Raw genomic sequence first — 24,264 nt, forward strand, 5'->3', positions numbered from 1 at the left:
GTTATCGGAATAAATTAGTTTCTACTTTTTCATGATCAACACACTGGGGGTACTAGTTAGCCAGTTGCTTTGCATTTCAAATGCCTTTTTCCAGCTATCAATGCTGATGAGTAATAATTCCTGCCTGATTAATATTTCTTTATCTATTCGCCGTTTCGACAGTACAACAAGCGATCCTACGGATGCCTGCTGCATACTTTGAATGTTCTGCTGCAGCATTTCATCTTCTTCTAATAATCCTGATATGTCAACTATTGTGACTGCTGCATCATTGGTTGCAACGAGCTTTTTAGCATACTCCAGTAAGAAACTGTCGCCCATATCAAAGAAAGGGATAAGGACCTTTTTTATGTCTTTAATGTCTTTATCAATAAATACGCCTACAGGAATTTTGACTGACCTTACTATAGAGGTTACCCGTTCTTCAAAGGCAGCCTTCTTAAATAATTTCTCATGACCTGTGATAGTACTATACAATCTTTCGGGATCGATAATTTTTGATGTGAAGCCTAACAATCTTCCCAGAAAGGTCCCTTCATAAACCGACTTGCCGATACCAATTAAGAGCAGGTTGTATTCGCCGGCATTTGCAAAATGAATGATATCGCTGCTGATTGAAACCGATGGTTTAAACAAGGTATTAATGGGTACCTGCAGTTGCCTGGCTTCCAGGGCAACCGGTTCAATACTCGCTTTTTCATACTCCTGCATATTGAAAGCGTTCAGGTCGTTGCTGGGTGATAAATGAAGCATGGTGATATTAGGTGTTTCACCAGATTTGTGGGACAAGAGGTTGGCCAATTTCATTAATGAAATACCTTTTACCGCAGTACTGAAAGCTACTAAAATGTTGGAAGTAGGTTCTTTTTTGGGTGCTGTGACAGCCACCTTTTTTTCAGGAAAAAATTTATTGATTAAGTCTAAAGCAGGACCCGTCATGAAGGTTGTGATGAGCGCCATCAGTACGAGCATGGCAAATATTTCAGCACTCAATACACCTAAATCATAACCGATATTAAGAACGATCAGTTCCATCAGTCCCCTTGTATTCATAAGTGCTCCGATAGAAAGACTGTCGCGCCATGACTGGCCGACGAACTTAGCTGAAGCCACACTTCCGACAAATTTTCCCGTAACAGCAATTGCTATGATTACTGCGCACGTTTGCCAGAGAGCAACAGAGTTTAGTAAACCGATCTGGGTTCGCAATCCTGTAAAAACAAAAAATAACGGCAGCAATAATACAAGTGCAACATCTTCCACTTTTTCTATAAAAACACTTCTGAAGTTAACATTGACGGGCATAATTACGCCAGCCATAAAAGCACCAAAGAGCGCATGTATTCCTACAACCTCGGTTGTGTAAGAAGAAACAAGCAGTGTTATAAAAAAAATGGCAACAATAGGTTTACTGATCGACTCTTTATCAGTATACTTTTCACCTAACTTTTTAAGAAATGGTTGAATGATTTTCAGCATTACCACTACGTAAATTGCAGCAAGCGCAATCGTATACAAAGCAGCAAACACTGAGCCTGCTTTAACCACAGCAATAACACCTGCTAATAGACACCAGGCAGTAATATCATCTGCAGCAGCACAGGTAATCGCTATAGCTCCCAGTCTTGTTTTTGAGAGTCCACGCTCCTGCACTATTCGCGCTAATACGGGAAACGCAGTTATGCTCATGGAGATGCCAATGAACAGGGAAAAAGAAATGAAATTTATTTTATCAGGAGCATATCGGCCATACAGAAAGTAGGCAAGGGTTATACCCAAAGCAAATGGAAAAATGATACTTGCATGGCTGATGACAACAGCATCTTTAGCCTTATTCTTTAAGACGTTTAAATCCAGCTCCATTCCTATCACAAACATAAAAAGGATAAGGCCTATCTGGCTTAAGAACTGCAGGTTTGCAAGAGATTTTACAGGAAACAGAAATTCTGATACCCCGGGAAAAAAGAGACCTACAACCGACGGTCCCAGAAATATACCTGCTATTATTTCTCCAACAACGGTCGGTTGTTTTATTTTTTTAGATAAAAATCCAAATGACCGGGCGACAAGTATAATTGTAATAATCTGAAACAATAAGGTTGCTAAAGGATGAGTAAGGTTGTGATGTAAAGTCTCCTTAAACTGCTTCCAATTCGATAACGATTTATTAGCCAGGTTGGTTATAGCCACATTTTCGAGAAAAGTGCCCCTGTGCAGAATATATAAAATAAGCCCTAAAAAGCCTCCAACTGTAATTATATAAAAAAGAAAATTTTTACCTCTATTCATTATTTTATTGATAGTAGCTGGTACTGAAAATAATATGCCCTACTTACATTGTAGAAACATAAGTAGCGGGCAATCCCCACCAAAACAAGGCGGCAAAAATAAACGAAAGGAAGTTAGGCAGTAACGTGACTTGAAAATGATGGGATGATTATAGAAAATGAGGTATAAAACATTCAAACTACAGAACGACTGTTTGCGGGGAATTATAGGAAAGATTCGGGCTACAAGACCATTCCTACTAATAGAAATTCTCCTCACTACCGTGGGAAGCGATGCCATAACCAATTGCAGCTAACGGAAAACGACAGCATTTCGGCTGTCGTTTTTTTAAAGAGATTTAGCAAGTTCAGCGAAACTTATGGTATCGCGATCGCGAGTGTTTCCCTTTTCGATAGGTATGCTATACTTAATCCTTCGGTTCCCACAATTGAATTTTGTTTCCTTCAGCGTCAAGAATATGCACAAATTTTCCATAGTCGTAACTTTCAATTGTATCAACTATAGTCACCCCTTCATTTCTCAATTCTTCGACTAGTGCCTCCAGATTGTCGACCCTGTAATTAATCATGAAATCCTTACCCGAGGGTTCGAAGTATTTCGTTGTTTCAGGAAACGGAGTCCATTGTGTCTGCCCTTTCTTTGTACTATCTGTTCCCTCAAACCAATCGAAGGTTGCACCATAGGAATTAGTATCTAATCCCAAATGTTTCTGATACCACTCTGTTACTTTCTTAGGGTCTTTGCACTTAAAAAAGATACCACCAATGCCCGTTACTTTTTTCATTTTTATTGTTTTTTCATTTGTTTGCCAAAATCGTTTAAAGTTCGAAACGTCAAAAAACACGGGGTACAAGGCCGACAGCTTGTTCTCCTTATTTCCTCAAGATCTTCTCCATTGCTTTACCTTTTGCCAATTCATCAATCAACTTATCCAAATATCGAATCTTCTGTATCACGGGGTCTTCGATCTCTTCTACGCGATACCCGCAAATGACGCCCGTAATCTTCGAGACGTTTGGATTTAATTGTGGCGCCTCTGCAAAAAAGGTTTCAAAATCATTCTTATTATTAATCTGTTGTTGCAAGGTTTTTTTGTCATACCCTGTCAACCAAAAAATGACGGTGTCTACCTCTTCTTTTGTTCGCCCCTTTGCCTCTGCTTTTTTAATGTAGAGGGGATAGACCCTCGAAAAAAGGAGCGCATATATTCTATCTTTCTTCATTTAAGTTGATCATAAATTATTAAACAAATAAGGGCTGCAGGGAAGTCTTAAATATACAGATGTTTTTGTTTGACAAAAAGACTCGCTCTCTAATAGACAGGTGATTTATTTCAAATAATAAAAGCATAACCGAAATCAGTTTTTTAATTTCGACACCGGGCTGCAGAATAGACATTTGCATCGCTAATGATAAAAAATAATGTGGAAATATCGAGGCCGGATCTTTATAGCTAATTAAAAAAATAAGATCATTATTAAACAGGAGAACACATGACAAAGCAGCGAATACTTTTTACGGGCGGATCGGGAAAAGCAGGGAAACACGTGATACCCTACCTTCTCGACCAGGGACATAGAGTGATGAATGTAGACCTTGTTCCTTTGAATCACCCAGGGGTTGATAATCTAATAGCTGATATTACCGATTCCGGACAGGTGTTTAATGCGATGAGTTCGTATGCAGGGTTAGATGAGTTAGAGCCGGGCAATGGCGTACTACCATTTGATGCCGTAGTACATTTTGCGGCTATACCCAGGATCTTAATCAAACCTGATAATGAAACTTTTCGGGTCAATACCATAAGTACATATAATGTGATCGAAGCAGCAGTTAAACTTGGGATTAAAAAGATCGTCATTGCTTCATCAGAGACCACCTACGGCATCTGTTTTTCAGACGGTAAAACCGATCCTCATGCGCTGCCTTTGGAGGAGGACTATGATGTTGATCCCATGGACAGCTATGGATTGTCGAAGGTTGTAAATGAGAAAACTGCGCGCGCCTTCCAACGGCGCTCTGGCTTTGATATCTATGCTCTTCGTATTGGCAACGTGATTGAACCGCATGAATACGCAGAGCTCTTTCCGTCTTATTTTAAAAACCCTGAAGTGCGTCGCCGAAATGCCTTCTGCTATATTGATGCCCGTGATCTTGGACAGATAGTAGACTTATGCTTAAAAAAAGATGGCCTTGGCTTTCAGATTTTCAATGCCGGAAACGATCACAACGGTGCCATTATACCTAGCAAAGAATTGGCTGAACGATTTTTTCCCGGTGTGCCCCTTACCCGTAATTTGGAGGAAAATGAAGCCCTTTTTTCAAATCGTAAAATTCGTGAAGTCTTGGGATTCAAAGAACAACACAACTGGCGGAAATACGTAAAAGCGGGCTAACGGCTAGTTTTGTTAAGCATAGTAAAACGCAGACTCATACTTTTCCCTTAACAGAGGGTGCAATGTTTTTTTGGGCCGAGCTGAATTACTACTATTACCATTGTTGCGTCGCACCCTTTTACTGTTTGTACAGCACGCAGCTTTTAACCCCCTACGTGTTCGCTAAGCGTTGCTAAGTAATTTTTACTGGTGCTCTTTATGCTACGGCTACCTCTGCTTCGCGTTTTTTGCGTTTTAGAATAAAGGCACAGATAATTGATACCAACATTCCCACCGGCAAGATCTCAGCATAAGTCATCAGCGTGAAATACAACGGGCTGCGATAAAGCTGTTTATAACTCTCCATTTCAGCTTTTGTTTCTTCTAATTGTACAGCGGTAGTGCCCGGTTCCGCGTGTTTTATCATTTGCTCTGCATAGCGATCCATATAGTCGGGCATGTACAGGTTGTACAGTAGTGCCCATGCAACTACATACATCGTTGAAGCAATTAAAGCAATGAGCAAACCAATACGGAATGCCTTACCAAAAGAGATTGTCCCGGCGTTTTCGTTGTCGCGATAACGCTTTACGCCGACATAAATAAGCGCAAAAGCAATCAGCATAGAAAGATAGCCGATGACCATTGCACTACTATTTGATACCCGGCCGGGGTTATTGCGGTAGTAAACCATAGAGGTTGTCATAATAGCCGTCACGATAAGGCCGGAAATAATTCCGTAGGTAAGTACTGTTTTTTTCATGGTGCTTGTTTTTTCGTCGGCAAAGTGGTTAAAATTCTACAGAGCTGGGTCATACTTTCGGGTGAATTTAGCGGCAGCAACAGGTTTTCATGCTTTAGTATGACGATCAATTTATAATATTCAGCTGCTTTGCTTTTCCAACGGCCTGGGTTCGTCGCTTTACATCTAATTTTTCAAACAGTTTCGACGTGTGCGTTTTCACGGTATTGAGTGAAACAAAAAGCCGTTCAGCAATCTCCTGGTTGCTAAGCCCATCCGCCATTAAAACAAGCACTTCAAGTTCACGGGTACTTAATCCCAACTTTGCCCGTTCTGCTTCGTTTACCTCCGCTGACGGAGTCGCTACAACGTGCACCTCTTTCTCTACTACAATTGTTTCAATCTGCGTCTTCACTTTTGGCCGCATAAGCCTGCTGGCGAGCCAGATGCCAAGGAGAGTAAACAAGATGGCTATGGTAGCAATATAAATTTCGAAAGAATTTCTAAGTAGCAAAAAGCGGTATTCGACCACCTGCAGCAATACAAGCACGGCCGCCATCGAAAAACCGTATAACAGCGCGTGCCTATACCGTTGAATGAACTTCAAAAACATGGACGTAGGAGTTGAAAAAATGTCATTGAATATACGATATCGAGGGCTAATGCGGCCCTCCTACTTTGAACCTTTTTTGAATGAAAAACCCAAAATGAAGAGATCATTTGTTTGAAGATTTGATCAACAAAAAAGATCATCAGCAGTACATTTTATTGCCCTATATTAGCTGAATTTCGTCTTTTAATGAAACTTACATACGTAACGCTCTTAGCTTGTCTTGGTCTGCTCGTTGTTCTAGGGGCGTGTAAACGCACGTCAGATTTGCCGATTGAAGTTGTTCAGCCCGATGAGCCGGTAGCAGTAGTGCCGGACTCGGTCTTTCAAGGTCCGCTAATTATCACCTCCGGTGGAAAGTACACGGGTAACTACAAAAGCTCCGACTCAAAAATACCGGCAATCTCAATATATACAACTGAACCGGTAGAACTTACAAATTGCCTGATCGTTGGAGCAGGAGACCTGATCAAATGTGTTGAAGCAACAAACCTCAACATTCACCATAATAATTTTTACGGACTTCCTCCCAACCTCAATGACCAATGGGGACGGGTCCTCAACGACTACCGACCTCATACCTTGGTTTTTGAACATAATTTTGTAGAACACACCGGCGGTATTTTGTTAGATCATAAAGACACGGCCGCTAATGCTGTCATTACCGTAACCATTCGATATAACATTATACGCAACACTGACAAAAGGAAATCAGACTTAACAGGTGGCGAAGAAAGATCGGCAATACAGTTCAATACGGTAGCGAAAGTAGGCGGCGAAATTAGCTGGAACCAGTTTGAGAATCTCCCTAACAGGTCTTTCCTGCTACACAATATAAACCTGTATAATAGCGGTGGCAAAAGCGGTGAGCCGTATCTTATTCATGATAACTATATAAAGGGAGCCTACCCTTTCCCCCTCGACGCGAATTATTATGTAGGTAGCGGTATAACGGCCGACGGTGATGCAAGTTCGAACACAATGGAAACCATGTCACAGTTTGTGAATGCATACAATAACCAGGTAATCAGCACCTGTAACGCAGGTATGAACATCGCGGGTGGGCACGATATTCACTTTTACAACAATACAATTATCAGCAGCGGTAAGTACTCCAATGGAGCCCGCTCCGACCGTTTCTGGGGTGGGTGCTGTATGTGGAATGCTGCACAGGTACCGGCAGCTTTTTTCATCAATAATTCTATTAAAGACAATACCATTGGCTATGTAAGTACCGATCGTGTTTTTCCTCAACCGGTACGCCAGGATTTTGTGGTGGTTCCGGGTAATATTTTATCCGTTCGCCCTAATGATAACATTGCATTGCCAAACCCTATTACCCTGGAGGTTGAGAATGCTGAACTTCCCAAATGGAAAGCAAAACTTACTGCAAATAATATAGTACTGGGCAACGTTCGGTAAACTGTCTTTCAAGCTTTGATGCATTTGTGGCAGAATTTATAAATTTCCCAAATGCCAATAGCGTTTATTTTTCAAATACCGACACAGTCTGGGTTTCCATTTGCCTCCGTAGTTGTCCTGCGGAACACTACGGAGAGCCGGGGCAAATAATATAGTACTGGGCAACGTTCGGTAAACTGTCTTTCAAGCTTTGATGCATTTGTGGCAGAATTTATAAATTTCCCAAATGCCAATAGCGTTTATTTTTCAAATACCGACACAGTCTGGATTTCCATTTGCCTCCGTAGTTGTCCTGCGGAACACTACGGAGAGCCGGGTCGTAGATGCAAATGGGAAGTTTTGCTATGAAAACTATTAGTCTTTCCCCGGAGCGGCTTCACCTGGTTATAAAAAAATTTAAATAAAGAAAGTTGCTTGTAGTTTGACGGACGCTCTTCGTCTATACTGTAAAACCTTATTTTTTAACTCATTTGCTGTTATTCACATGTTTTAACACCCTCCACCTCTCTGCCCGTGCGGGTATTCCTTGCAGCGCTGCCGCTCCAAGACAACTACGACCGCGGTACAAGTTGTTGACCCTTGCTCCCTCGTAACTCCACAATGCTTAATTGAAACCCTGCCTCCGACCTAAAATAACAAAAGCTACCGAAGTAGCTTTTGTTATTCATAATCGATTGCAGAGGCTTCGACAAGCTCAGCCTAACATCGTTCCGGGCTTAATACCCTTCATTCTGCCACCCTGACTGGTTGGTAATATTTTGTATTTCCGTCTGCGGAATGGGGTAATATCTTCTAAAATTATTTACGAGTGGAAATATAGCGGGCATTTGGCCGGTACGAACGATATCGAACCACCGATCTAATTCTAATGCAAGTTCAAGCCTCCTCTCTTTATACACCGCAGTTCGGAAACTAGCCTGGCTCGTTAATGTAGCTGTTGTAAGCGGCGTAAGGCCGGCGTTGGTTCGTACCGCATTAAGGGCCATTAATGCGGCTGTATTTGGATAACTGATTTCATTGAGTGCTTCGGCATAAATCAGCATGGCTTCAGCGCAACGAACAATGGGTATGTCCATGCTCGTTTCATTATTAACTGCAGGTCCATTGAATTTGACCGGCCTTTCTCCGCTCGCCGGCGTTGGAGCAACCAGCGCTTTCCTATTATCATTGGGCTCGAATAGTGATTGCGGCAGGATGATCGCATTATTGCCTCCTACATTTCTAAACCGGTTGTCCTGGTTAGCCGATTCGCCAACACCACCGAGGAGAAACCTTGCAGCAAAAAGCACGTCTTTGCTGGTCTTCATCGCATTTGGAAAGGTGAGGGGTTGTGGTACCAGCGACACTACTGTTCCGGCAGTGATGGCATCAACCAGCGGCTGAATAGTAGATACGACTAGATCCCACTTTTTCTGGTACAAGTAAACCTTCGCCAACAAACCCCTTGCTGCATAGCTGGTAGCCCTGCCGCGTTGGGCATCGGGCCAGGTGGTTGGTAAACTATTAACAGCAAGAGTAAGATCTGAAATGATCTGGGCATAAATAGCCGTAGTATCGGCCCTTGTATTACTTCTTGCATCGGCACTTGCTTGTGGCTTAGTAATCAGTGGAAGCTTGCCCCATAGCCTCGTGGCATTGAAATAATTCAATGCGCGAAGAAATGAAGCCTCTCCAATAATTTGCTTCTTTCTAATGGAATCCATCGTTATTTCAGGCGCTCTGTTCAAGACTACGTTGCAGCGATAGATGGCTTTGAAATGGGCGAGCCACGTTTCTGTTACCAGCGTATTATCGGGTCTTTCAGAAAAAGACTCAAGTTGGTAACGCACTCCGCCACTAGCGCCCTGGTCGTTATCTTCCATGTTGTCGCTGCGAATTTCACTGAGGGAAATGAGGTTCCTTCCATAAAGGCCAAGATCCTGCAGCGCGTCATAGCAAGCCGTCAATCCTCCCTGGAGACCTTTTTCATCTACGTAAAAGTTGTTTTCGGTTGGTGAGTCAATGGGCTTTAAGTCCAGGAATTTTTTGCATGAGCCCAGCATAATAGCTGAGGCGGTAAAGAATAATATATAGCTTTTGTAATTTTTCATTACTTGAAATTTTATAGGGTAACATTAATGCCTACAGAAACAGTTTTCGAAGTCGGGTAAACACCATAATCTTCACCGGCTGTTGTAGTAGCTGTACGATTGGAAACTTCTGGATTGTAGCCGAGGTATTTAGTAAAAGTGAACGGATTTTGTAAACTCACATAAAGCCTTGCCCTGGTCATGCCCATACTTTGTAACCTGTTTCCACGCAGGGAATAGCCCAGAGTAATATTTCTAATCCTCAGGTAACTTCCATCCTCCACATGCCATGAAGAAGTAATACCGTTTTGTCCTTTACCAACCCTGTTAGCCCTCACATTTTGGCCACTTCCAGGATCGGATTCTGACTTCCACCGGTTAACTGCGCCTGCATAATTATTCATGTTTCCTTCGTGATTATAAAAATACCTGCGAGCCAGGTTAAGAATTTTGTTTCCGTATACTCCTTGTAAAGAAGCCCCGAGGTCAAAACCTTTCCAGGCAAGATCTGTCGCAAAGCCATAAGTGTATTTTGGTTGATAGCTTCCAACGATGACGCGGTCTTTAGTGAGATCAATGACTTTATCACCATCTGCATCTACAAACTTAAAGTCACCCGGCTTTGAAGTTGCCAGATCATAGTTGCTTGCCGCATCAATAAAATGAGGATAGCCGTTTACTTCTGCCTGTGTCTTAAACACACCGTCTTGTTTCGGCAAAAAGTAAGAACCTATTGGCTGCCCCACCCGGGTGATAAAGTAGGCGTTTGCTACAGAACCTGTATTAATAATATCGGCGTTGCCCGGACCCAGTTCGACGACTTTGTTTTTGTTCGTAGAAAAGTTTGCAGATGCATTCCAGGTTAGGCTGCCAAGTCTTTGTCTTGTTCCCAGGGTCACTTCAAACCCTTTGTTGTTTACTTTGCCGATGTTCACCAGTTCAGTACTAAAGCCAGTTGAAAGTGGAACGGGAACATTTAGCAGCAGGTCGGTGGTATTGCTATTATAGTAATCAAATGAGAAAGTCAGGTTGTTGTCGAACAATCCACCATCGAGCCCCAGGTTCGCCTGTGCTGTTTTCTCCCAACTCAAATTCGGATTAGGCTGGCTGCTTGGTGCTGCCCCATTTACAGAACCAGGTGTGCTTCCCCCAAATACATACGCATAGTACGATAATGAACCTAAGGCCCCATAGTTAGGTATTTTGAAATTTCCCGTCAGACCATAGCTGGCTCTTAATTTCAAATCTGAAAAAACCTTTGAGTCCTTAAGGAATGCTTCATCAGATAACCTCCAGCCTGCAGATACAGAAGGAAAATAACCCCAGCGATTGTTGCTTCCAAACTTCGACGACCCATCAGCTCTCATCGAGGCAGTAAGCAAATATCTTCCCATATAATTATATTGGATCCTGGCTATTCCGGACGCTAGAGTCCATTGACTTTGAAAAGAATTTCCTGCCGTAACAATTCCTGCATTTAAGGTCGGGATCTGGTTGCTGATGAACCCGGAAGAAGCAAATGCGTAATTGCTTTTCGCATCATCTTTTTGAATAGACCATCCACCCAGTAATGAGAAAGTATGTTCCTTAATTTTTTTGTTGTAAGTCAAAGTTTGTTCAACCAGCCAGTTTAGAGAATTGCCTGTTTCTGATGAACCTGTTGCAACCGACTCTGGGTTACCTGCTGTATTCGCCACAGGAATGTTAGAAGGCCTGAATTTATCGGTACGATAGTTAAACAAATCGTAGCCAACGGTAATCCGGTACCTCAGATCTTGCGTAAATGCCGCTTCTGCGAAAATGTTCCCAAGCATTCGGATAGAGTTTACATTGAACTTTTGCATAGTTGCAAGTGCTACCGGGTTCCATGCCTGTGTCTGGTTATTTCCACTAACGACAGTGCCATTAGGAAGGGTTGTTTTTGCGTCGCCATTCCAGGAGTTTTCGGCAAAGCTATAAGACCCATCAGGATTATAAACCGGCCAGATCGGCGAGTAATGCAAAGCGGATGCAACCACACCACCACCTTCAGGGCTGGCATAGGTACCGTCGCTGTTTACCCTTTTTTCAGTGGTAGCAGATGGATTAAAATTTAGTCCGAACTTAAAAATGCCTTTGTTACCATCGAGGTTTATGCGAGCACCGTAACGCTTAAAATTGGTATTGATAATAATGCCGTCCTGGTTCAAAAACTCCAGCGAAGTATAGTAACGTAAATTATCTGAGCCGCCAGACACCGATACTGAATGATCCTGCATTAAAGCTTTCCTGTAGATTTCGTTCTGCCAGTCTGTATTTACAAGACCGGGAGTTCCATTTAGATAAGGAAGTACTTCAACCGGAATAATGGTATTTGTGTTATTAGCAGTGTTGATCAACCTTGTAGGATTGTCGTCATTTAGTGTGAAATTGACGGGAGCTAATCCCGTTGCCTGCCGCCGCAAATTATTAGACACCATTTGATCTGAGTAGGCATTGTTTCTTGCATCCCTCACCAGGGATGCGTATCCATAAGCGTCGAGCATATCAATTTTATGCGCCACACTTTGTACACCCACCATTGTGTTTACAGATACAACCGGCGCTCCTCTCTTGCCTTGCTTTGTAGTGATAATCACCACCCCGTTCGATCCCCGGGATCCATAGATTGCTGCTGAGGATGCGTCTTTCAACACTTCTATAGACTCGATATCGTACGTATTCAGCGTATTAAGATTGTTTGCTGAAGTAGGCACATTATCTATCACGTACAGCGGCTCCGTACCAGCCGTAATTGTTCCCACACCTCTAACCTTAATGGATAAGGGTGTACCAGGCTGTCCACTACCCTGCACAACCTGCACACCAGTCATTTTTCCAACCATGGCTTCAGCCACATTATTGACCGGTTGATTTTCCATATCCTTTGCCCGCATGCCTACCACCGCTGTAGTAACATCCCTCCTGCGCTGACTACCATATCCGACAACGGTAACCTGGTCGAGCAACTGCGATGAGTCCGCCAGGGTTGCGTTTACAGTAGTCGTTTCACCCGCTTTTAAGGAGTAACGGGAGCTGCTCTGGGTTCTTAGGCCAATCATACTAAATGTAAAACTGTAAGTTCCGACTGGCAGTCGTTGAAAGCTGAAAGTACCGGATGAATTTGTTTGGGTACCGGAAGTAGATTTAGTGGAAGCGTTAATTGCCTGCACAGTCACTCCTTCAAGTGGAGCGCCTTTCTCGTCTTTTACTACACCGTTTACTGAAGCGGTATTATCTTGTGCATTAGCAAAGACAACAAAGAGCATTAGCAGAAGGAACGTGTAAAGTTTCCTGATCTTCATAAGCATTAATTTCTGATGGTTTTTAAATTTCTATTGGTAACACAGGAGATTATTGTCCTGTTTCATTGCGAAAATTAATTCATTTTGCTGTTCTGGAAGAATTACAAAACTCGGCAAAGCTGCACCGGGAGCAAAGTTTTTCTGTATTTGCCAGGCTCCCTAAATGTGAAGTGTGATTCTACTTTTGAATTTCTCTGGCAAAAACCCAAATACTATGATGGTCTTCAGGTTTGCCTGTAAAAACTTCGTCGGCTACAAGTTCATTCTCACTATTCCCATATTTGTAATTGACAATATTTAGAAAATCTTTTCTCCATAATGTTGCCTGTAAGCTGTTTTCTTTCTTTTCCAATTTTCCTTTAAATAATATCTTAACTCGCCTTGTTCTGCCGTAAAAAGAACCTTTAAAATATTTTTCATTGAATAGGTTTTGAAGTAGAATTTCTCTGGTACGAATCAAGGAAAACGCAGCTAACCGATGAATTGGCGGATTCTGGAAAATGGTGTTTCCTCCTACCGTTGATTATGTTTTTGTACGTAAAAGATAATAAGTGAGCCGCAATTTTAGCAATCTCCGTCACCCGCATTTTGTTTGTCAATCCCCTTCTTATATCCATTTACTCGAAATCCTCGCCAGAAACGTTCAAACTGTACTCGCTTTTAGTTTTGGTTCTCAAGAGAAGCAAGCAACTGACCTGCTTCAACGAAGCTCCATCTTCGTTTTCTAGCTTTTTAGTACGATGCTAAAGATTACTTAAGTTATTCTGTATTAGCTAAACGACTTGTTAATCAAAAAGCTATCTCTAACTTGCTGCCCGATAAGGACAAGAAAAGAGTACAGCATTTTTTAAAATAGAAATAGTCCAGCGACTTACAAAATATGCCTTCAGGATTTTTTGCTTTGTTAGATGATATTGGTGCTTTGGTAAAAGCAAGTGCTGCGAGTTTAGACGATGTGCCAACCCAAGTAGCCAAAACGACCGGAAAAGTTTCGGGCATTGTGATTGACGATACGGCGGTTACACCTAAGTACGTCGTGGTGTTGGATCCATCGCGTGAGCTTTCCATTATTTTCCAGATCGCCAAAAAATCGCTGATTAATAAATTACTCATTCTAAGTCCGGCGGCCTTGTTACTAGGGTATTTTGCCCCTTGGGCGATTACGCCTATTTTGATGTTGGGAGGTGCTTATTTATGTTTCGAAGGTTACGAAAAGGTGCATTCTCTATTTAGCAAGCACCACCATGTGCAGCCCGAAAGTGAGGCGGTAAAAGTTATTACGCCAGAGGAACTGGAAAAGGAACGAGTGACGAGTGCTGTTCGCACCGATATCATTTTGTCAGCAGAAATTATAGCCATTGCTTATAGCCAGGTAACTGATCAGCCGATCGTTAACCAAATCGTAGTAATGCTGGCCGTAGCTGTTTTTATCACAGTGGCCGTCTATGGGTTTGTTGGGTTAATTGTTAAAGCGGACGATGTCGGTGTACACTTTACAAGTGTTAAATACGGCCCTGCTACCCAAAAACTCGGTCGTGGCATTGTAAAATTTATGCCGCACTTCCTCAGTATTTTAGGTTATGTTGGTACGGCAGCCATGCTTTGGGTGGGTGCCGAAATCATTGCCCACGGCATTCCGTTTACCAGTCATTTACTGCACGAACTCGAACATGCCTTGCACCAGGTGCCGGCTTTGGCTTGGTTTGCAAAAGCGCTGACCTGTGCTGTTGCCGGGTTAATTATCGGCTTTGTTGTTGAGAAAATTGTGGTGCTACTAAAGAAGGTATTTCGTATCAAAAAATAAGGGATAAGCACCTTGCCTTTTCACCTTCTATAACCTGTTTAAGGATAGTTTCATCTTAAAAATATTGGCTATAGATATGCGATATCTTAGTAACGGTACTGCAGCCTGTCCTATTTATCTTTTACTACCGGGTGGGTTTAACAGTGTGATTCCGTCTGCAGGGCATAAATCACGTTGCCGGAAACAGATAATATGAACATCTTCCCTTTTATGGAAGGATGTACGAGTTTCCATGTTTTTCCCTTGTCTGAAGACTTATAGATGCCGTCGGTATGACCACAAAAAAAGTTTTTACCAGCCTGGATAACTGAAGTTTTGTACTCTGGCACCAGAGGGGTGGCTTCTTTAGGACGCCAACTTGAATCGGACGCGCCCTGCTGGCGATGAGCGGCGTTAATGGGCAGCCACGGTGACTCAATAATAGCTTGCCCCGGAAATCCTGCATCAATTGCCTGCCAGGTGTTGCCGCCGTCGTAAGATGTTCGTATTCTCCGGGTGTTTGCAACGGTGCTGTAGTTAATAGCAGCGAAACCACCTTCAATGCGTTCTATATTAATGCCCACGCCCCCTTCACTTATCACCAGGGCCCAGCTTTCACCTTCATCGGTCGATCTTACTATCCCTTGCTGGCAGCCCGCAAGGAGTACCCCATTTGATTCTACTATTTTGCCCCCGGTTGGGGCATGCAGTTGTTTCCAGGATTTTCCACTGTTAGTGGATTTAAAAAGACCTCTGTCGGAGCCGATAAAAATGGTGCCTCCGGCAGTTTCAGAAATGCTCAATACTCGTTTCGCCGGGAAGTTTGTAAATACCGGCGACCATACACCCGTTCCGTTTATTTTTTGGAAAATTCCACCACCATGGTAATTGTATGCAAATATCCCAGCCTTGCCAGGGGCAATACTAGTCTGTTCGTTGGTGAAGATTTCTTTCTCCCAAAAAGGACCTTTAAAATCTGGTTTACTGTGATATATCCCATTTGCGTCAGTAAACCAGAGCCCGTTATCATCTGCAAAAAAAACATCTCTGCCACCGGTAGCGTCATCCTTTAAAGGTATGGGCAACCCGTCGCTAATGTCCTGCCATGTTTGTCCGCCATCCGTAGATTTAAAAACGATGTTTGCAGCTCCCGTCTTATCTCTTTTTTGATTTTGCTGATCATCCGGCTTGGCAAAAGACTGTGGCAACTGCAGCGACCGATCAGAGCAAAATGAGAATGGAAAAAGGAGCAGAAAAGCAAGGTTATAGATTGTCATGGCAATAAATGATTTGGTGAAACAATAGAGCAAAGCTATCAGGCCTCAACTACTTTCAAGTTTTTTAGTAGTAAAAACTTGTAAAGGATGCGTAAAACGTTTGTAAAACCACCTTATTGCAGGTTAATGGATTATTTTGCATACATGAAGCCGTTGACTTTGGTTAGATCTTCAATCATGATGATTGTTATTTTGATTGCTGCTGTTGCATTTATAAATAAAAAGGATGAAGTTCCTGAGAAGCATGTAGAAATTGTATTGCGTGATATAGGACATCAGCTTTTGCTTTCAGCTAAAGATTCTTCATCCCGGGTACTGCCGGTTAAGAAATTAAATGAAACTACCTACCAGATCTCCTTCCAAAATAACTTTGGTTTTATCTCCGATTCACTTATCAATTTAGTTCAACGAACATTTCAGAAAAACGCCCTAGCAAACGACTATATAGTGAACTTAAGGAAGTGTAAACAAAATGAAACTGTCTTTGCATTTGAGATAAATAGCCAAACAGGCGATTTAACACCTTGCAGAGGTCGTAAGCTGGAAGTTGGATGTTATGTTATTGAAATTGATCTTGTGAAGAAAAATAACTTTAATTTTTTTTGGTTGACCCTATTGATTCCTTTGAGTTTTTTCGGTTTTTATTTGAAAGACAAGTATCGTAAAAAAGAATTGAAAGAACCAATTTCCAATAATAACGACTACATACAATTAGGAAGGTTTCAATTCTACCCGGATAATAATGTTCTAAAAATTGAGAATAACAACATTACACTTTCGGAAAAAGAAACAGAAGCGCTAAAAATATTTGCAGAAAATATAAATCAGATCGTAGAAAGGGACAAATTGATGAAAGAGATTTGGGAAGATAAAGGCATCGTTGTCATCAGTAGAAATGTTGATGTATTGGTGTCTAAGTTACGTAAGAAATTAAGCGACGACAGCTCCATTAAATTTATTAACGTACCTGGCAGGGGTTACAAATTTATTATTGAGTAGATACCAGCTAAAAATCAGTTGCCTGATTAGATTTACAGGAATTTGGCCTTCAAGCGCAATTTGCCAACACATTGATAGCAGCAGGTAAGTTTGGTTTAGCGCTTTATAAATTCTATCACATATTGCAAGGTCTCTTTTAGTTGTTGTTCTCTGCTAATCTTTGCTTTGTTGTCGCCTAACTGAAAACCGTAATAACCAAATTGTCCATGATTTCCTCCTTGTATCCGTATAAAATTCGTTGTTCGAGGTAGTTTCATCTTGTTGTCCATTATCGTTTTTTCGTCTGCAACCCCATCATCTGAACCGAATATCTTCATGACGGGTATTTTGCTACCAACAAGGGATATATCTCTTGGGTGAGTTGTTGCTATTAGAAGCAACTTGTCTACTAAAGCTGGATTTTCATAAACAAATTGAGCTGCCATTTTTGCCCCTTGTGAATGTCCTGATAGAATATAGGTTTGGGTTGTGTCATCAAACAAGTGCAATTCTTTTGGTTTGTTATAGCCCTTTGAGGCAAGCCGCCACGGCATTTTTATCAGGTACACTTTTATGTTACGGTCAGCTATTTTTCTACAAAGTGGTACATAGGCTTTCGGGTCAACCATTGCTCCTGGATAGAAAATCAACACTTCTTTAAACGCTGTGCTCGGCGTAAACAAATAAAAGTCCTTATTGTCTTCAACCTTCGTTCTTTCACTATTTTGAAAGAATGTTATGCCAACGCCGTGTGGTTGATAACAATAAATCAACCAAGCTGTAAAAATCACTCCTCCTGTAATCCAAACTGTTGTGATAATTTTTTTAATTGTCCATTTTTTAGTTATCATTTCATTAGGTAGATTTCAAAGAGTGACACTTCTCTTGCTGCCGACGGTAAAGGGTTTATGAAGTTGTGGTATTGAAAAACTGTCAGTTTCAACAAAACAACCAAGCAAAATAGTCACTTATAGCTGGACGCTTGACGTCGAGCCCGGATGTTATGAACGCACTGTTGTGCGTCGTGACTCGTAAATATAGTTCTTAGAAATAAGAAGCCAAAGAGAGCATGTTCTCTTATGTGCGCGGATTAGTTAACCCAAGCATTAATAAGCTGCAAGATGGTTGGAGGCATTAATGCACCGAGGAACACCATTACGACATCTAACATGAATGAAAGGCGCAACTCATCCCTTACAAGCGTAAGTCTTTCTACTGGATTGTGCATTCATTGATTTGTAAAGGTTTTCCTTCCTGTATCAATTTGATTTGAGTTGGACAACTTGTGTAACATAGGTGATTTTCCACTGACCCTCTCTTTTCAACATCAAAATTGACGCTGTAACGTCTAATTCAAACTGCCTGTCGTTTGTATCTGTTACACTTTCATGAAGAGGTCCCATTATCAATACCGCATTCGGGTCTATGTTTCGTATATAAATGGTGTCGTAGCGAAGAACGTGTTTCTTAATTTGTGAAGAAAATGTCCTTGCGCTGGCCGTAAATTCCTCATAGTTCGCTGCCTTGCCATTTGTTAATATTAAGAAGTCTTTAGAATTGGAAAAATAGCTTATTGCCTTGGACATATCGTTTTCCTTGTACGCAGCGAGATAGTCATTAAATGTAGTGAGGGCTTCTTTGTTGGCTTTCGCAGTATCGGCCTTTGCTTGGCTGAATGAATAGGAAAACGAAAGACACAAGCCAAGTGATAAAAATGTTTTTAAATATTTTTTCATTATTTTTTGGTTTTGGTGAGAAAAAAATAACTACAAGGTTTCGTCATTTGACGCACAACGTTTATTCGTCCGCCTAATTTATAACCTCCTGCCACTCTTGCGTAAACAACCTTTTGGCGGAGTTTTTTTAAGTTTTCTAATTCCCACTTATAGCAATCACATCACTTTGTTTTATCGTATTTCCAATTTTTGTAAACAAATCGTAGCGCATCATAATATGCAGGAATTGGTTCTGTCATGTGGTCTTCAGAAGGATAATATTTGTACTCGTGTTCAAATGTTTTCAAACTATTCTGTTTTACCAGTTTATCAAATTTCAACAAATCGTTTCGAAAATTGCCGTCTTCATTCCCTACGCTATAGAATAGTTTTTTTTCCTTCATAGGCAGTTTTGGTAGTTTTTGTTCTGCCAATCGTAAAACATATTTATTACCAAAATATAGCGAAGGGCTTATGGCAATATAAGCATCAAACATATCAGGCCGCCTAAGCATGCAGTTAATAGCTGTAAGACCACCGAACGAATGACCGGCAAATATTTTGAAAGCGCTTGTTTTATAGTTAGCCTCCATGTAAGGCATCAATTCCTGTTGAATAAAGTTTAAAAACTGCTCATTGCCACCAGATGTCTTATAGTTAGAGTCAACTTTACCGTCAAAGTTGATTAGGGTTTTAATAGGAGTGAGGTCTTTTACACGGTCCACACTAACAATGCCTACTACTATCATTGGAGGAATAACCTGCCAATGCCTTAAATATTCAATATATGCAGAAAGGATGTGAAAATGATTTTCCCCATCTAAGAGATACAACACGGGCAATGGTCTGTTTACATCCGCAGAATCAAGTTTTGGAACATGAATGTATATCTGGCGATCTTGATTTAGCACCCGCGAATGTATTAATTGCACATCATTGACGATGTGATTATACAACTTCGGGACTTGGGCTGTTGACTGTGAAGAGAGAAATATAAAGAATATTATGAAATGCTTCATATCGTTAACAAAAAGTCCGGGGAATAGTGTGTAAATGTTGAAATGCCTCGTTCAAATTTGCCAGCAACGGTAGCATTGGTAATGGCAGGGATTAAAAAAACCAAAGCTTGCTGCCAATGCAGATCCATGTTGTTCAGAATGAAGATAACAACTAAAAGTTCATTTCTATTCTACACTTTAAGTAAAGGATGAATAGTTAATCTCAGGATCAATTGTTGTTCACTCCAGCCTTGCTATTGCCATTGCTGTTATATGCAACTTCCACAATTTCTGCAAAGGGGCTCGCCCGCACTATCAACCTTTTACGACCCTATTCTTCAGTTTCACGAAAGTGGTGATAAAAGATCCAATGCCTGCAAAAACAGAGTGCCTTAATTTGATATGCCAGGTCAAAGCATCCACCTAAAACTGTTTGAAAACCTGAACGTGAATTTTGCATTATGTCATAACCGGGAAGATGTATTTCAGAATCTAAACAAGCTATGAGCCCAAAGAACCTTTTACTGTTTAGATGCTTCCGTCATTCAACTTAGAATGGTGGTTACTTTAATCCTTTGTTATGTTCATTCGGTTGTAATAAATCCCAAAGATTTCCGTACAGGTCTGCAAAAACTGCAACCACCCCGTATTTTTCCTCTCTTGGCGGTCTCACAAAATTGATATTTCTTTCCAGCATCCTATTATAGTCTCTCCAAAAATCATCTGTATATAAAAATAAAAAAACTCTACCTCCTGCTTGATTTCCGATACTTGCAACTTGTTCCCCATTAACAGCCTTAGCAAATAAAAGGCAACATTCTTTTGCGCCTGTCGGTGCCACCAGAACCCATCTTTTATCTTCGGACAATTTGGTATCTTCAAGTAGTTCAAAGTTTAATTTTTCTATATAAAACTTTATCGCTTCGTCATAATCATTCACTAGTAAAGTAATATGTGAGATTCTCTGTTTCATTTAATGCTTTAATAAAATCTGTCTATACTTTAGAAAAAATTGCCACCAACGTAAAAACGTTTTATGGAGTTGTGGCATCTAAAACGACAGTTCAATTAACCACAAAAGCAAAATAGGGATTTGTAGTTGAATGCCTAACCTCCCGCCACAATTTCATCAACACAATGTTGCATGCAGTGCTGCTTTGTTTATGGGATTTCTTGCACAACGAAGGATGAATAGTTAACCTCAAGCGCAATTGTTGCTCCCAGGCCCTGCTATTACCAGTTAGGTAACTTACAATATCTTCTTAGTCAAAGAACTTAGGTTGATAACACAATGCCTTTTTCTTAACACGTTGGTATGACTGCGCGGATAAGAATCTCGAGGGCCTTAAAGAAAAGTACCCAACCGCCTATAGAAAGGGTCAAAAACATTTAGGAAAATCGTGAAAACGTTGTATGGAATCAAGAAAACGTTACAGGAAATCACGAGAAACCGTGAGGGAATGATAAAAACTTTGCGTAGAATCAGCAAAACATTGCAGGAAATCTTAAAACCGTTGCATGAAGTCATGAAAACATTGCAGCAAATCATAAGAACCTTGCAGCAAATCTTAAAACCCTTGCAGGAAATCGCGAAAAAATTGCAGGAAGTCAAGAAAACCTTGCAGGAAGTCGACATTTGTACTTGACTATTCTTTATAATATTTTCTTTGTTGCTTGCCCTAAAAAGAAATAAAAAAAGGCCTCTGAAAACGAAAAAGCCCATTTCCGGAATTGGTATTCAATGAGCTTTTGTACTACCGTGGTGAAAATCATTTATCCCTTGATGCTTTAAGTGTTTTCGGCTTTTTTTTAGTTTAGAAGACAAAAAAGAAACGGCCTGAAAACCAACTGCTGAAGACACAGTAGCACAACTGCTAAAACAAAGAATATTAACGGGAATGGGCATATCGTTCCTTTCTTAAATTTTCTTTGGCTACTTTCCTTGTTTTAAAAGGCGACGATACCAGTTAGACCCACGGGAGTTACATTAACTAATGGGAGGCTTAATTTCTAAATTCCTTTCTGAAATTAACTTCAATACTCTAGCAAGACTTATCGCACTATATAAACGCCTTTCTTTTTGGATCGTTAACGTCAACTGTTTCAATTCTTCAAAGTTAGCTTGCGGAATTAGATCCTCTAGCTCCTCGTAGGTGTATGATAACTCGTCATTCATATGTCCAAATATACATATATATATAAATATGTATGCTTCTAACCGGCAATTAAAAATAAAAACTCCTCACATTTCTGTAAGGCTTTCAAAACAAACCATTAATCAAGAACAGTACTTAACATACCTGGAACATATAATAATTACAAACAAGACAATGTTATAGAAAATCTTTACTCTTCTTTTTTTGTCGTTTTAAGTGTAAACCTGACTTAAAAAATTATTGACCAGGTTGAATGTTTGGGTAGTTAACCGTTTGTATTAGAGATTTAGCAATGCTCCATTACTCATCAACTTTTAAATACACACAAACAACGTTATAGCCGTGGAAGTCCAACATACCAGTTTCTCCACGCGGCCGCCCCGTTTCTATGGGGCTTTGTTGTTTCTACAAAAAACAGAATGTTATTAGAGACTAGAATTGTTAGAAAGACTAAAAAGCTTACCCATATAGTGAACCTTCTTTGATGGGTGTAGATTTAATGATATTACAAAAATTGATGAATGACATTTTAGGAGTTATCTTTCCTGCATGGATAAAAACGGCGAAATAATTTTTATTGAAGATGACTTAGACGACCGGCAACTTTTTGAGGAGGCTTATCGAGAATTAGCAATTCCAAATCCACTAGTCGTTTTTAAAAACGGACATATGGCATACCAATACTTCAACAACATGAAAAAAGCCCTATTTCTCATAATCTCGGATATTAATATGCCGATAATGACTGGCATAGAGTTAAGAGACAAAATGCAGCAAGTGGGCGAAATGAAGTTACGTACTATTCCTTTTTTGTTCCTTACAACCGGAACGTCACCAAAAAATATCTTGTATTCATATAGTCACTCTGCACAAGGCTTCTTTCAAAAGCCGAATTCTTATCTTGATCTGAAAATTCTCTTGCAAAACATACATACATATTGGTCAAGTTGCACAGAAGCTACCTTTTCTAACCTTCCGCCACAGAGAGAAACAATCTAGGTGATTTTCATCATTTACCTTTCGTCGTCTAACACCTATATAGTTACTTTTAAGAGTCTATCAAAAGGGCTAATTTTTTTAAATATTTTAGCCCCTATCGGTGGACAATAAACATCAGGACTATCGATATTGGAGTTTTCAGAAAGTTGCTCAATTATTCTTGTACCTACGCAGAAAATAGTTGTTCCCCCATCACTTCCCAATAGTCTATATCAAACCGAAAAGCTAAACTATATAAAAGTCTCGCAGAGATGCGAGGCTTTTTAACTTTATTATATTTCGAAAAAATTGTTTTTTTGCGCAAATGATGGGAGAACCAACTTATAGTATAGAGAGGCTGCGACTTGAGATAAAGGAATGCCAAATGAAGGAGTTAAGCGATGTGGCGATTTTTGTTTATAGAGAAATGAGACTTTACAAACTATATGAGTTTAGAGAGATTTGTGTATTAATAAATGAAAGACTGGCGCATCTGGTACCGGCGGAAAACACATTATTGTAATCGTGGTCTAACTGGTATACGTGTAGATTTAATGATGTTATCCAATTTTTACTAATGATATTTTCGAAGCTATTTTTCCTGCATGGATAAAAACGGTGAAATAATTTTTATTGAAGATGACTTAGATGACCGGCAACTTTTCGAGGAGGCTTATCGAGAATTAGCAATTCCAAATCCCCTAGTCGTTTTTAAAAACGGACTTACGGCATACGAATACTTCAACAACACGAAAAAAACGCTATTTCTGATAATCTCGGATATTAATATGCCAATAATGACTGGCATAGAATTAAGAGACAAAATGCAGCAAGTGGGCGAAATGAGGTTACGTACTATTCCTTTTTTGTTCCTTACAACTGGAACGTCACCCAATAATATTTTATATTCATATAGCCACTCCGTACAAGGCTTCTTTCAAAAACCGACTTCTTATTTTGACCTGAAACTTCTCCTGCAAAACATATATACATACTGGGTAAGTTGCACAGAAGCTACCTTTTCTAACCTGCCACCACAGGGAAAAACAATCTAGGTTTTTCATCTATTTACCTTTCGTGATCTAACACATATATAGTTACGTTTCAAGACAAGGAAAGTGACAATTTCTAGATAAGACCTTCTCTAAAAAACCAGAGTCAGGGTAAGTATGCATGCACGGGATGAATGCAGCGGTAATAACTTATTACTACCGTCCCCGTATAGACCCCCGAAAAACAAAAATGCCTTGCAATTTTAAATTGCAAGGCATTAGTTATTGTATTTGTACCCGGGATGGGAGTTGAACCCACACTCCCGTTGCGGGGAACAGGATTTTAAGTCCTGCGTGTCTACCAGTTCCACCACCCGGGTATACCAAAAAAAAATCCATCCTTTCAGATGGAATTTTCTCAGAGCGAAAGACCGGGCTCGAACCGGCCACCCCGACCTTGGCAAGGTCGTGCTCTACCAAATGAGCTACTTTCGCATTATTTTTAAGAACTTTTGCTTATCGGTAATTTCCTACTTTTTAAGCTTGTCAACCTGACT

22 protein-coding genes and 2 tRNA genes are annotated in these 24,264 nt (G+C 40.6%); 8 read left to right on the plus strand and 16 right to left on the minus strand.

The window, feature by feature from the left end; translation table 11 throughout:
* Positions 1 to 21: 21 nt before the first annotated feature.
* From SAE01_RS21920 to SAE01_RS21930, 3 genes are all read right to left on the minus strand, one after another.
* Entirely contained in the window at positions 22 to 2,289 is a 2,268-nt protein-coding gene (locus tag SAE01_RS21920; protein ID WP_147205978.1) for a cation:proton antiporter, read from the minus strand.
* Between the two features lie 406 nt (positions 2,290 to 2,695).
* Positions 2,696 to 3,073: a VOC family protein gene (locus SAE01_RS21925; protein ID WP_147205979.1), complete on the minus strand. Its 378-nt coding sequence runs from the start codon at positions 3,071 to 3,073 to the stop codon at positions 2,696 to 2,698.
* Between the two features lie 88 nt (positions 3,074 to 3,161).
* Complete coding sequence (locus SAE01_RS21930) at positions 3,162 to 3,512, minus strand: DUF2200 domain-containing protein (RefSeq protein ID WP_147205980.1); 351 nt, start codon at positions 3,510 to 3,512, stop codon at positions 3,162 to 3,164.
* 270 nt (positions 3,513 to 3,782) lie between these two features.
* Here SAE01_RS21930 and SAE01_RS21935 point away from each other — a divergent pair, with 270 nt between their 5' ends.
* Complete coding sequence (locus SAE01_RS21935; protein WP_147205981.1) at positions 3,783 to 4,685, plus strand: NAD-dependent epimerase/dehydratase family protein; 903 nt, start codon at positions 3,783 to 3,785, stop codon at positions 4,683 to 4,685.
* Between the two features lie 196 nt (positions 4,686 to 4,881).
* On the opposite strand, the gene SAE01_RS21940 is transcribed toward SAE01_RS21935, so the two are convergent.
* Both SAE01_RS21940 and SAE01_RS21945 read right to left on the minus strand, forming a co-directional pair.
* The gene (locus tag SAE01_RS21940) at positions 4,882 to 5,427 is read right to left on the minus strand and encodes a DUF4199 domain-containing protein (protein ID WP_147205982.1); all 546 of its coding nucleotides are present in this window, start codon (positions 5,425 to 5,427) and stop codon (positions 4,882 to 4,884) included.
* Between the two features lie 106 nt (positions 5,428 to 5,533).
* Entirely contained in the window at positions 5,534 to 6,019 is a 486-nt protein-coding gene (locus tag SAE01_RS21945; RefSeq protein ID WP_147205983.1) for a helix-turn-helix transcriptional regulator, read from the minus strand.
* Between the two features lie 186 nt (positions 6,020 to 6,205).
* On the opposite strand from SAE01_RS21945, the gene SAE01_RS21950 reads away from it, so the two are divergent.
* Complete coding sequence (locus tag SAE01_RS21950) at positions 6,206 to 7,438, plus strand: hypothetical protein (protein WP_147205984.1); 1,233 nt, start codon at positions 6,206 to 6,208, stop codon at positions 7,436 to 7,438.
* A 716-nt stretch (positions 7,439 to 8,154) separates the two neighbouring features.
* On the opposite strand, the gene SAE01_RS21955 is transcribed toward SAE01_RS21950, so the two are convergent.
* The 3 genes from SAE01_RS21955 to SAE01_RS24600 all read right to left on the minus strand — a co-directional run bounded on the left by SAE01_RS21955 (position 8,155) and on the right by SAE01_RS24600 (position 13,182).
* A complete protein-coding gene (locus SAE01_RS21955) occupies positions 8,155 to 9,528 on the minus strand; it encodes a RagB/SusD family nutrient uptake outer membrane protein (protein WP_147205985.1) in 1,374 nt (457 codons plus the stop codon).
* 11 nt (positions 9,529 to 9,539) lie between these two features.
* Positions 9,540 to 12,830 carry a SusC/RagA family TonB-linked outer membrane protein gene (locus SAE01_RS21960; RefSeq protein ID WP_147205986.1) on the minus strand — a complete coding sequence of 1,097 codons (3,291 nt, stop codon included), beginning with the start codon at positions 12,828 to 12,830 and terminating at the stop codon, positions 9,540 to 9,542.
* Between the two features lie 178 nt (positions 12,831 to 13,008).
* A complete protein-coding gene (locus SAE01_RS24600) occupies positions 13,009 to 13,182 on the minus strand; it encodes a hypothetical protein (RefSeq protein WP_170234239.1) in 174 nt (57 codons plus the stop codon).
* Positions 13,183 to 13,710: 528 nt separating this feature from the next.
* On the opposite strand from SAE01_RS24600, the gene SAE01_RS21965 reads away from it, so the two are divergent.
* Complete coding sequence (locus tag SAE01_RS21965; protein ID WP_147205987.1) at positions 13,711 to 14,634, plus strand: DUF808 domain-containing protein; 924 nt, start codon at positions 13,711 to 13,713, stop codon at positions 14,632 to 14,634.
* 137 nt (positions 14,635 to 14,771) lie between these two features.
* On the opposite strand, the gene SAE01_RS21970 is transcribed toward SAE01_RS21965, so the two are convergent.
* Entirely contained in the window at positions 14,772 to 15,890 is a 1,119-nt protein-coding gene (locus SAE01_RS21970; RefSeq protein WP_147205988.1) for a beta propeller repeat protein, read from the minus strand.
* 177 nt (positions 15,891 to 16,067) lie between these two features.
* On the opposite strand from SAE01_RS21970, the gene SAE01_RS21975 reads away from it, so the two are divergent.
* Positions 16,068 to 16,889, plus strand: coding sequence for a winged helix-turn-helix domain-containing protein (locus SAE01_RS21975; RefSeq protein WP_170234240.1), 822 nt, complete (start codon positions 16,068 to 16,070; stop codon positions 16,887 to 16,889).
* A gap of 95 nt (positions 16,890 to 16,984) precedes the next feature.
* Here the strand turns inward: SAE01_RS21975 and SAE01_RS21980 are convergent, their stop codons facing one another.
* The 5 genes from SAE01_RS21980 to SAE01_RS21995 all read right to left on the minus strand — a co-directional run bounded on the left by SAE01_RS21980 (position 16,985) and on the right by SAE01_RS21995 (position 20,554).
* Positions 16,985 to 17,719 carry an alpha/beta hydrolase gene (locus tag SAE01_RS21980; RefSeq protein ID WP_147205990.1) on the minus strand — a complete coding sequence of 245 codons (735 nt, stop codon included), beginning with the start codon at positions 17,717 to 17,719 and terminating at the stop codon, positions 16,985 to 16,987.
* 239 nt (positions 17,720 to 17,958) lie between these two features.
* The gene (locus tag SAE01_RS24605) at positions 17,959 to 18,096 is read right to left on the minus strand and encodes a hypothetical protein (protein ID WP_170234241.1); all 138 of its coding nucleotides are present in this window, start codon (positions 18,094 to 18,096) and stop codon (positions 17,959 to 17,961) included.
* 31 nt (positions 18,097 to 18,127) lie between these two features.
* On the minus strand, positions 18,128 to 18,604 hold the full coding sequence (locus tag SAE01_RS21985) for a nuclear transport factor 2 family protein (RefSeq protein WP_147205991.1): 477 nt from the start codon (positions 18,602 to 18,604) through the stop codon (positions 18,128 to 18,130).
* A gap of 161 nt (positions 18,605 to 18,765) precedes the next feature.
* On the minus strand, positions 18,766 to 19,602 hold the full coding sequence (locus SAE01_RS21990; protein ID WP_147205992.1) for an alpha/beta hydrolase: 837 nt from the start codon (positions 19,600 to 19,602) through the stop codon (positions 18,766 to 18,768).
* Positions 19,603 to 20,143: 541 nt separating this feature from the next.
* Positions 20,144 to 20,554 carry a VOC family protein gene (locus SAE01_RS21995; RefSeq protein WP_147205993.1) on the minus strand — a complete coding sequence of 137 codons (411 nt, stop codon included), beginning with the start codon at positions 20,552 to 20,554 and terminating at the stop codon, positions 20,144 to 20,146.
* Between the two features lie 427 nt (positions 20,555 to 20,981).
* Here SAE01_RS21995 and SAE01_RS22000 point away from each other — a divergent pair, with 427 nt between their 5' ends.
* The 4 genes from SAE01_RS22000 to SAE01_RS22015 all read left to right on the plus strand — a co-directional run bounded on the left by SAE01_RS22000 (position 20,982) and on the right by SAE01_RS22015 (position 23,770).
* On the plus strand, positions 20,982 to 21,227 hold the full coding sequence (locus SAE01_RS22000; RefSeq protein ID WP_147205994.1) for a methyl-accepting chemotaxis protein: 246 nt from the start codon (positions 20,982 to 20,984) through the stop codon (positions 21,225 to 21,227).
* Positions 21,228 to 22,286: 1,059 nt separating this feature from the next.
* Positions 22,287 to 22,736: a response regulator gene (locus SAE01_RS22005; protein ID WP_147205995.1), complete on the plus strand. Its 450-nt coding sequence runs from the start codon at positions 22,287 to 22,289 to the stop codon at positions 22,734 to 22,736.
* Between the two features lie 304 nt (positions 22,737 to 23,040).
* On the plus strand, positions 23,041 to 23,238 hold the full coding sequence (locus SAE01_RS22010; protein ID WP_147205996.1) for a hypothetical protein: 198 nt from the start codon (positions 23,041 to 23,043) through the stop codon (positions 23,236 to 23,238).
* Between the two features lie 82 nt (positions 23,239 to 23,320).
* A complete protein-coding gene (locus SAE01_RS22015; RefSeq protein WP_147205997.1) occupies positions 23,321 to 23,770 on the plus strand; it encodes a response regulator in 450 nt (149 codons plus the stop codon).
* Between the two features lie 231 nt (positions 23,771 to 24,001).
* On the opposite strand, the gene SAE01_RS22020 is transcribed toward SAE01_RS22015, so the two are convergent.
* Together SAE01_RS22020 and SAE01_RS22025 are read right to left on the minus strand one after the other, a co-directional pair.
* Positions 24,002 to 24,087 (minus strand) — tRNA-Leu (locus tag SAE01_RS22020).
* Positions 24,088 to 24,129: 42 nt separating this feature from the next.
* A tRNA-Gly gene (locus SAE01_RS22025) sits at positions 24,130 to 24,202 on the minus strand.
* Positions 24,203 to 24,264 lie beyond the last annotated feature (62 nt).

The sequence above is a fragment of the Segetibacter aerophilus genome (assembly GCF_007991655.1).
Lineage (GTDB): Bacteria > Bacteroidota > Bacteroidia > Chitinophagales > Chitinophagaceae > Segetibacter > Segetibacter aerophilus.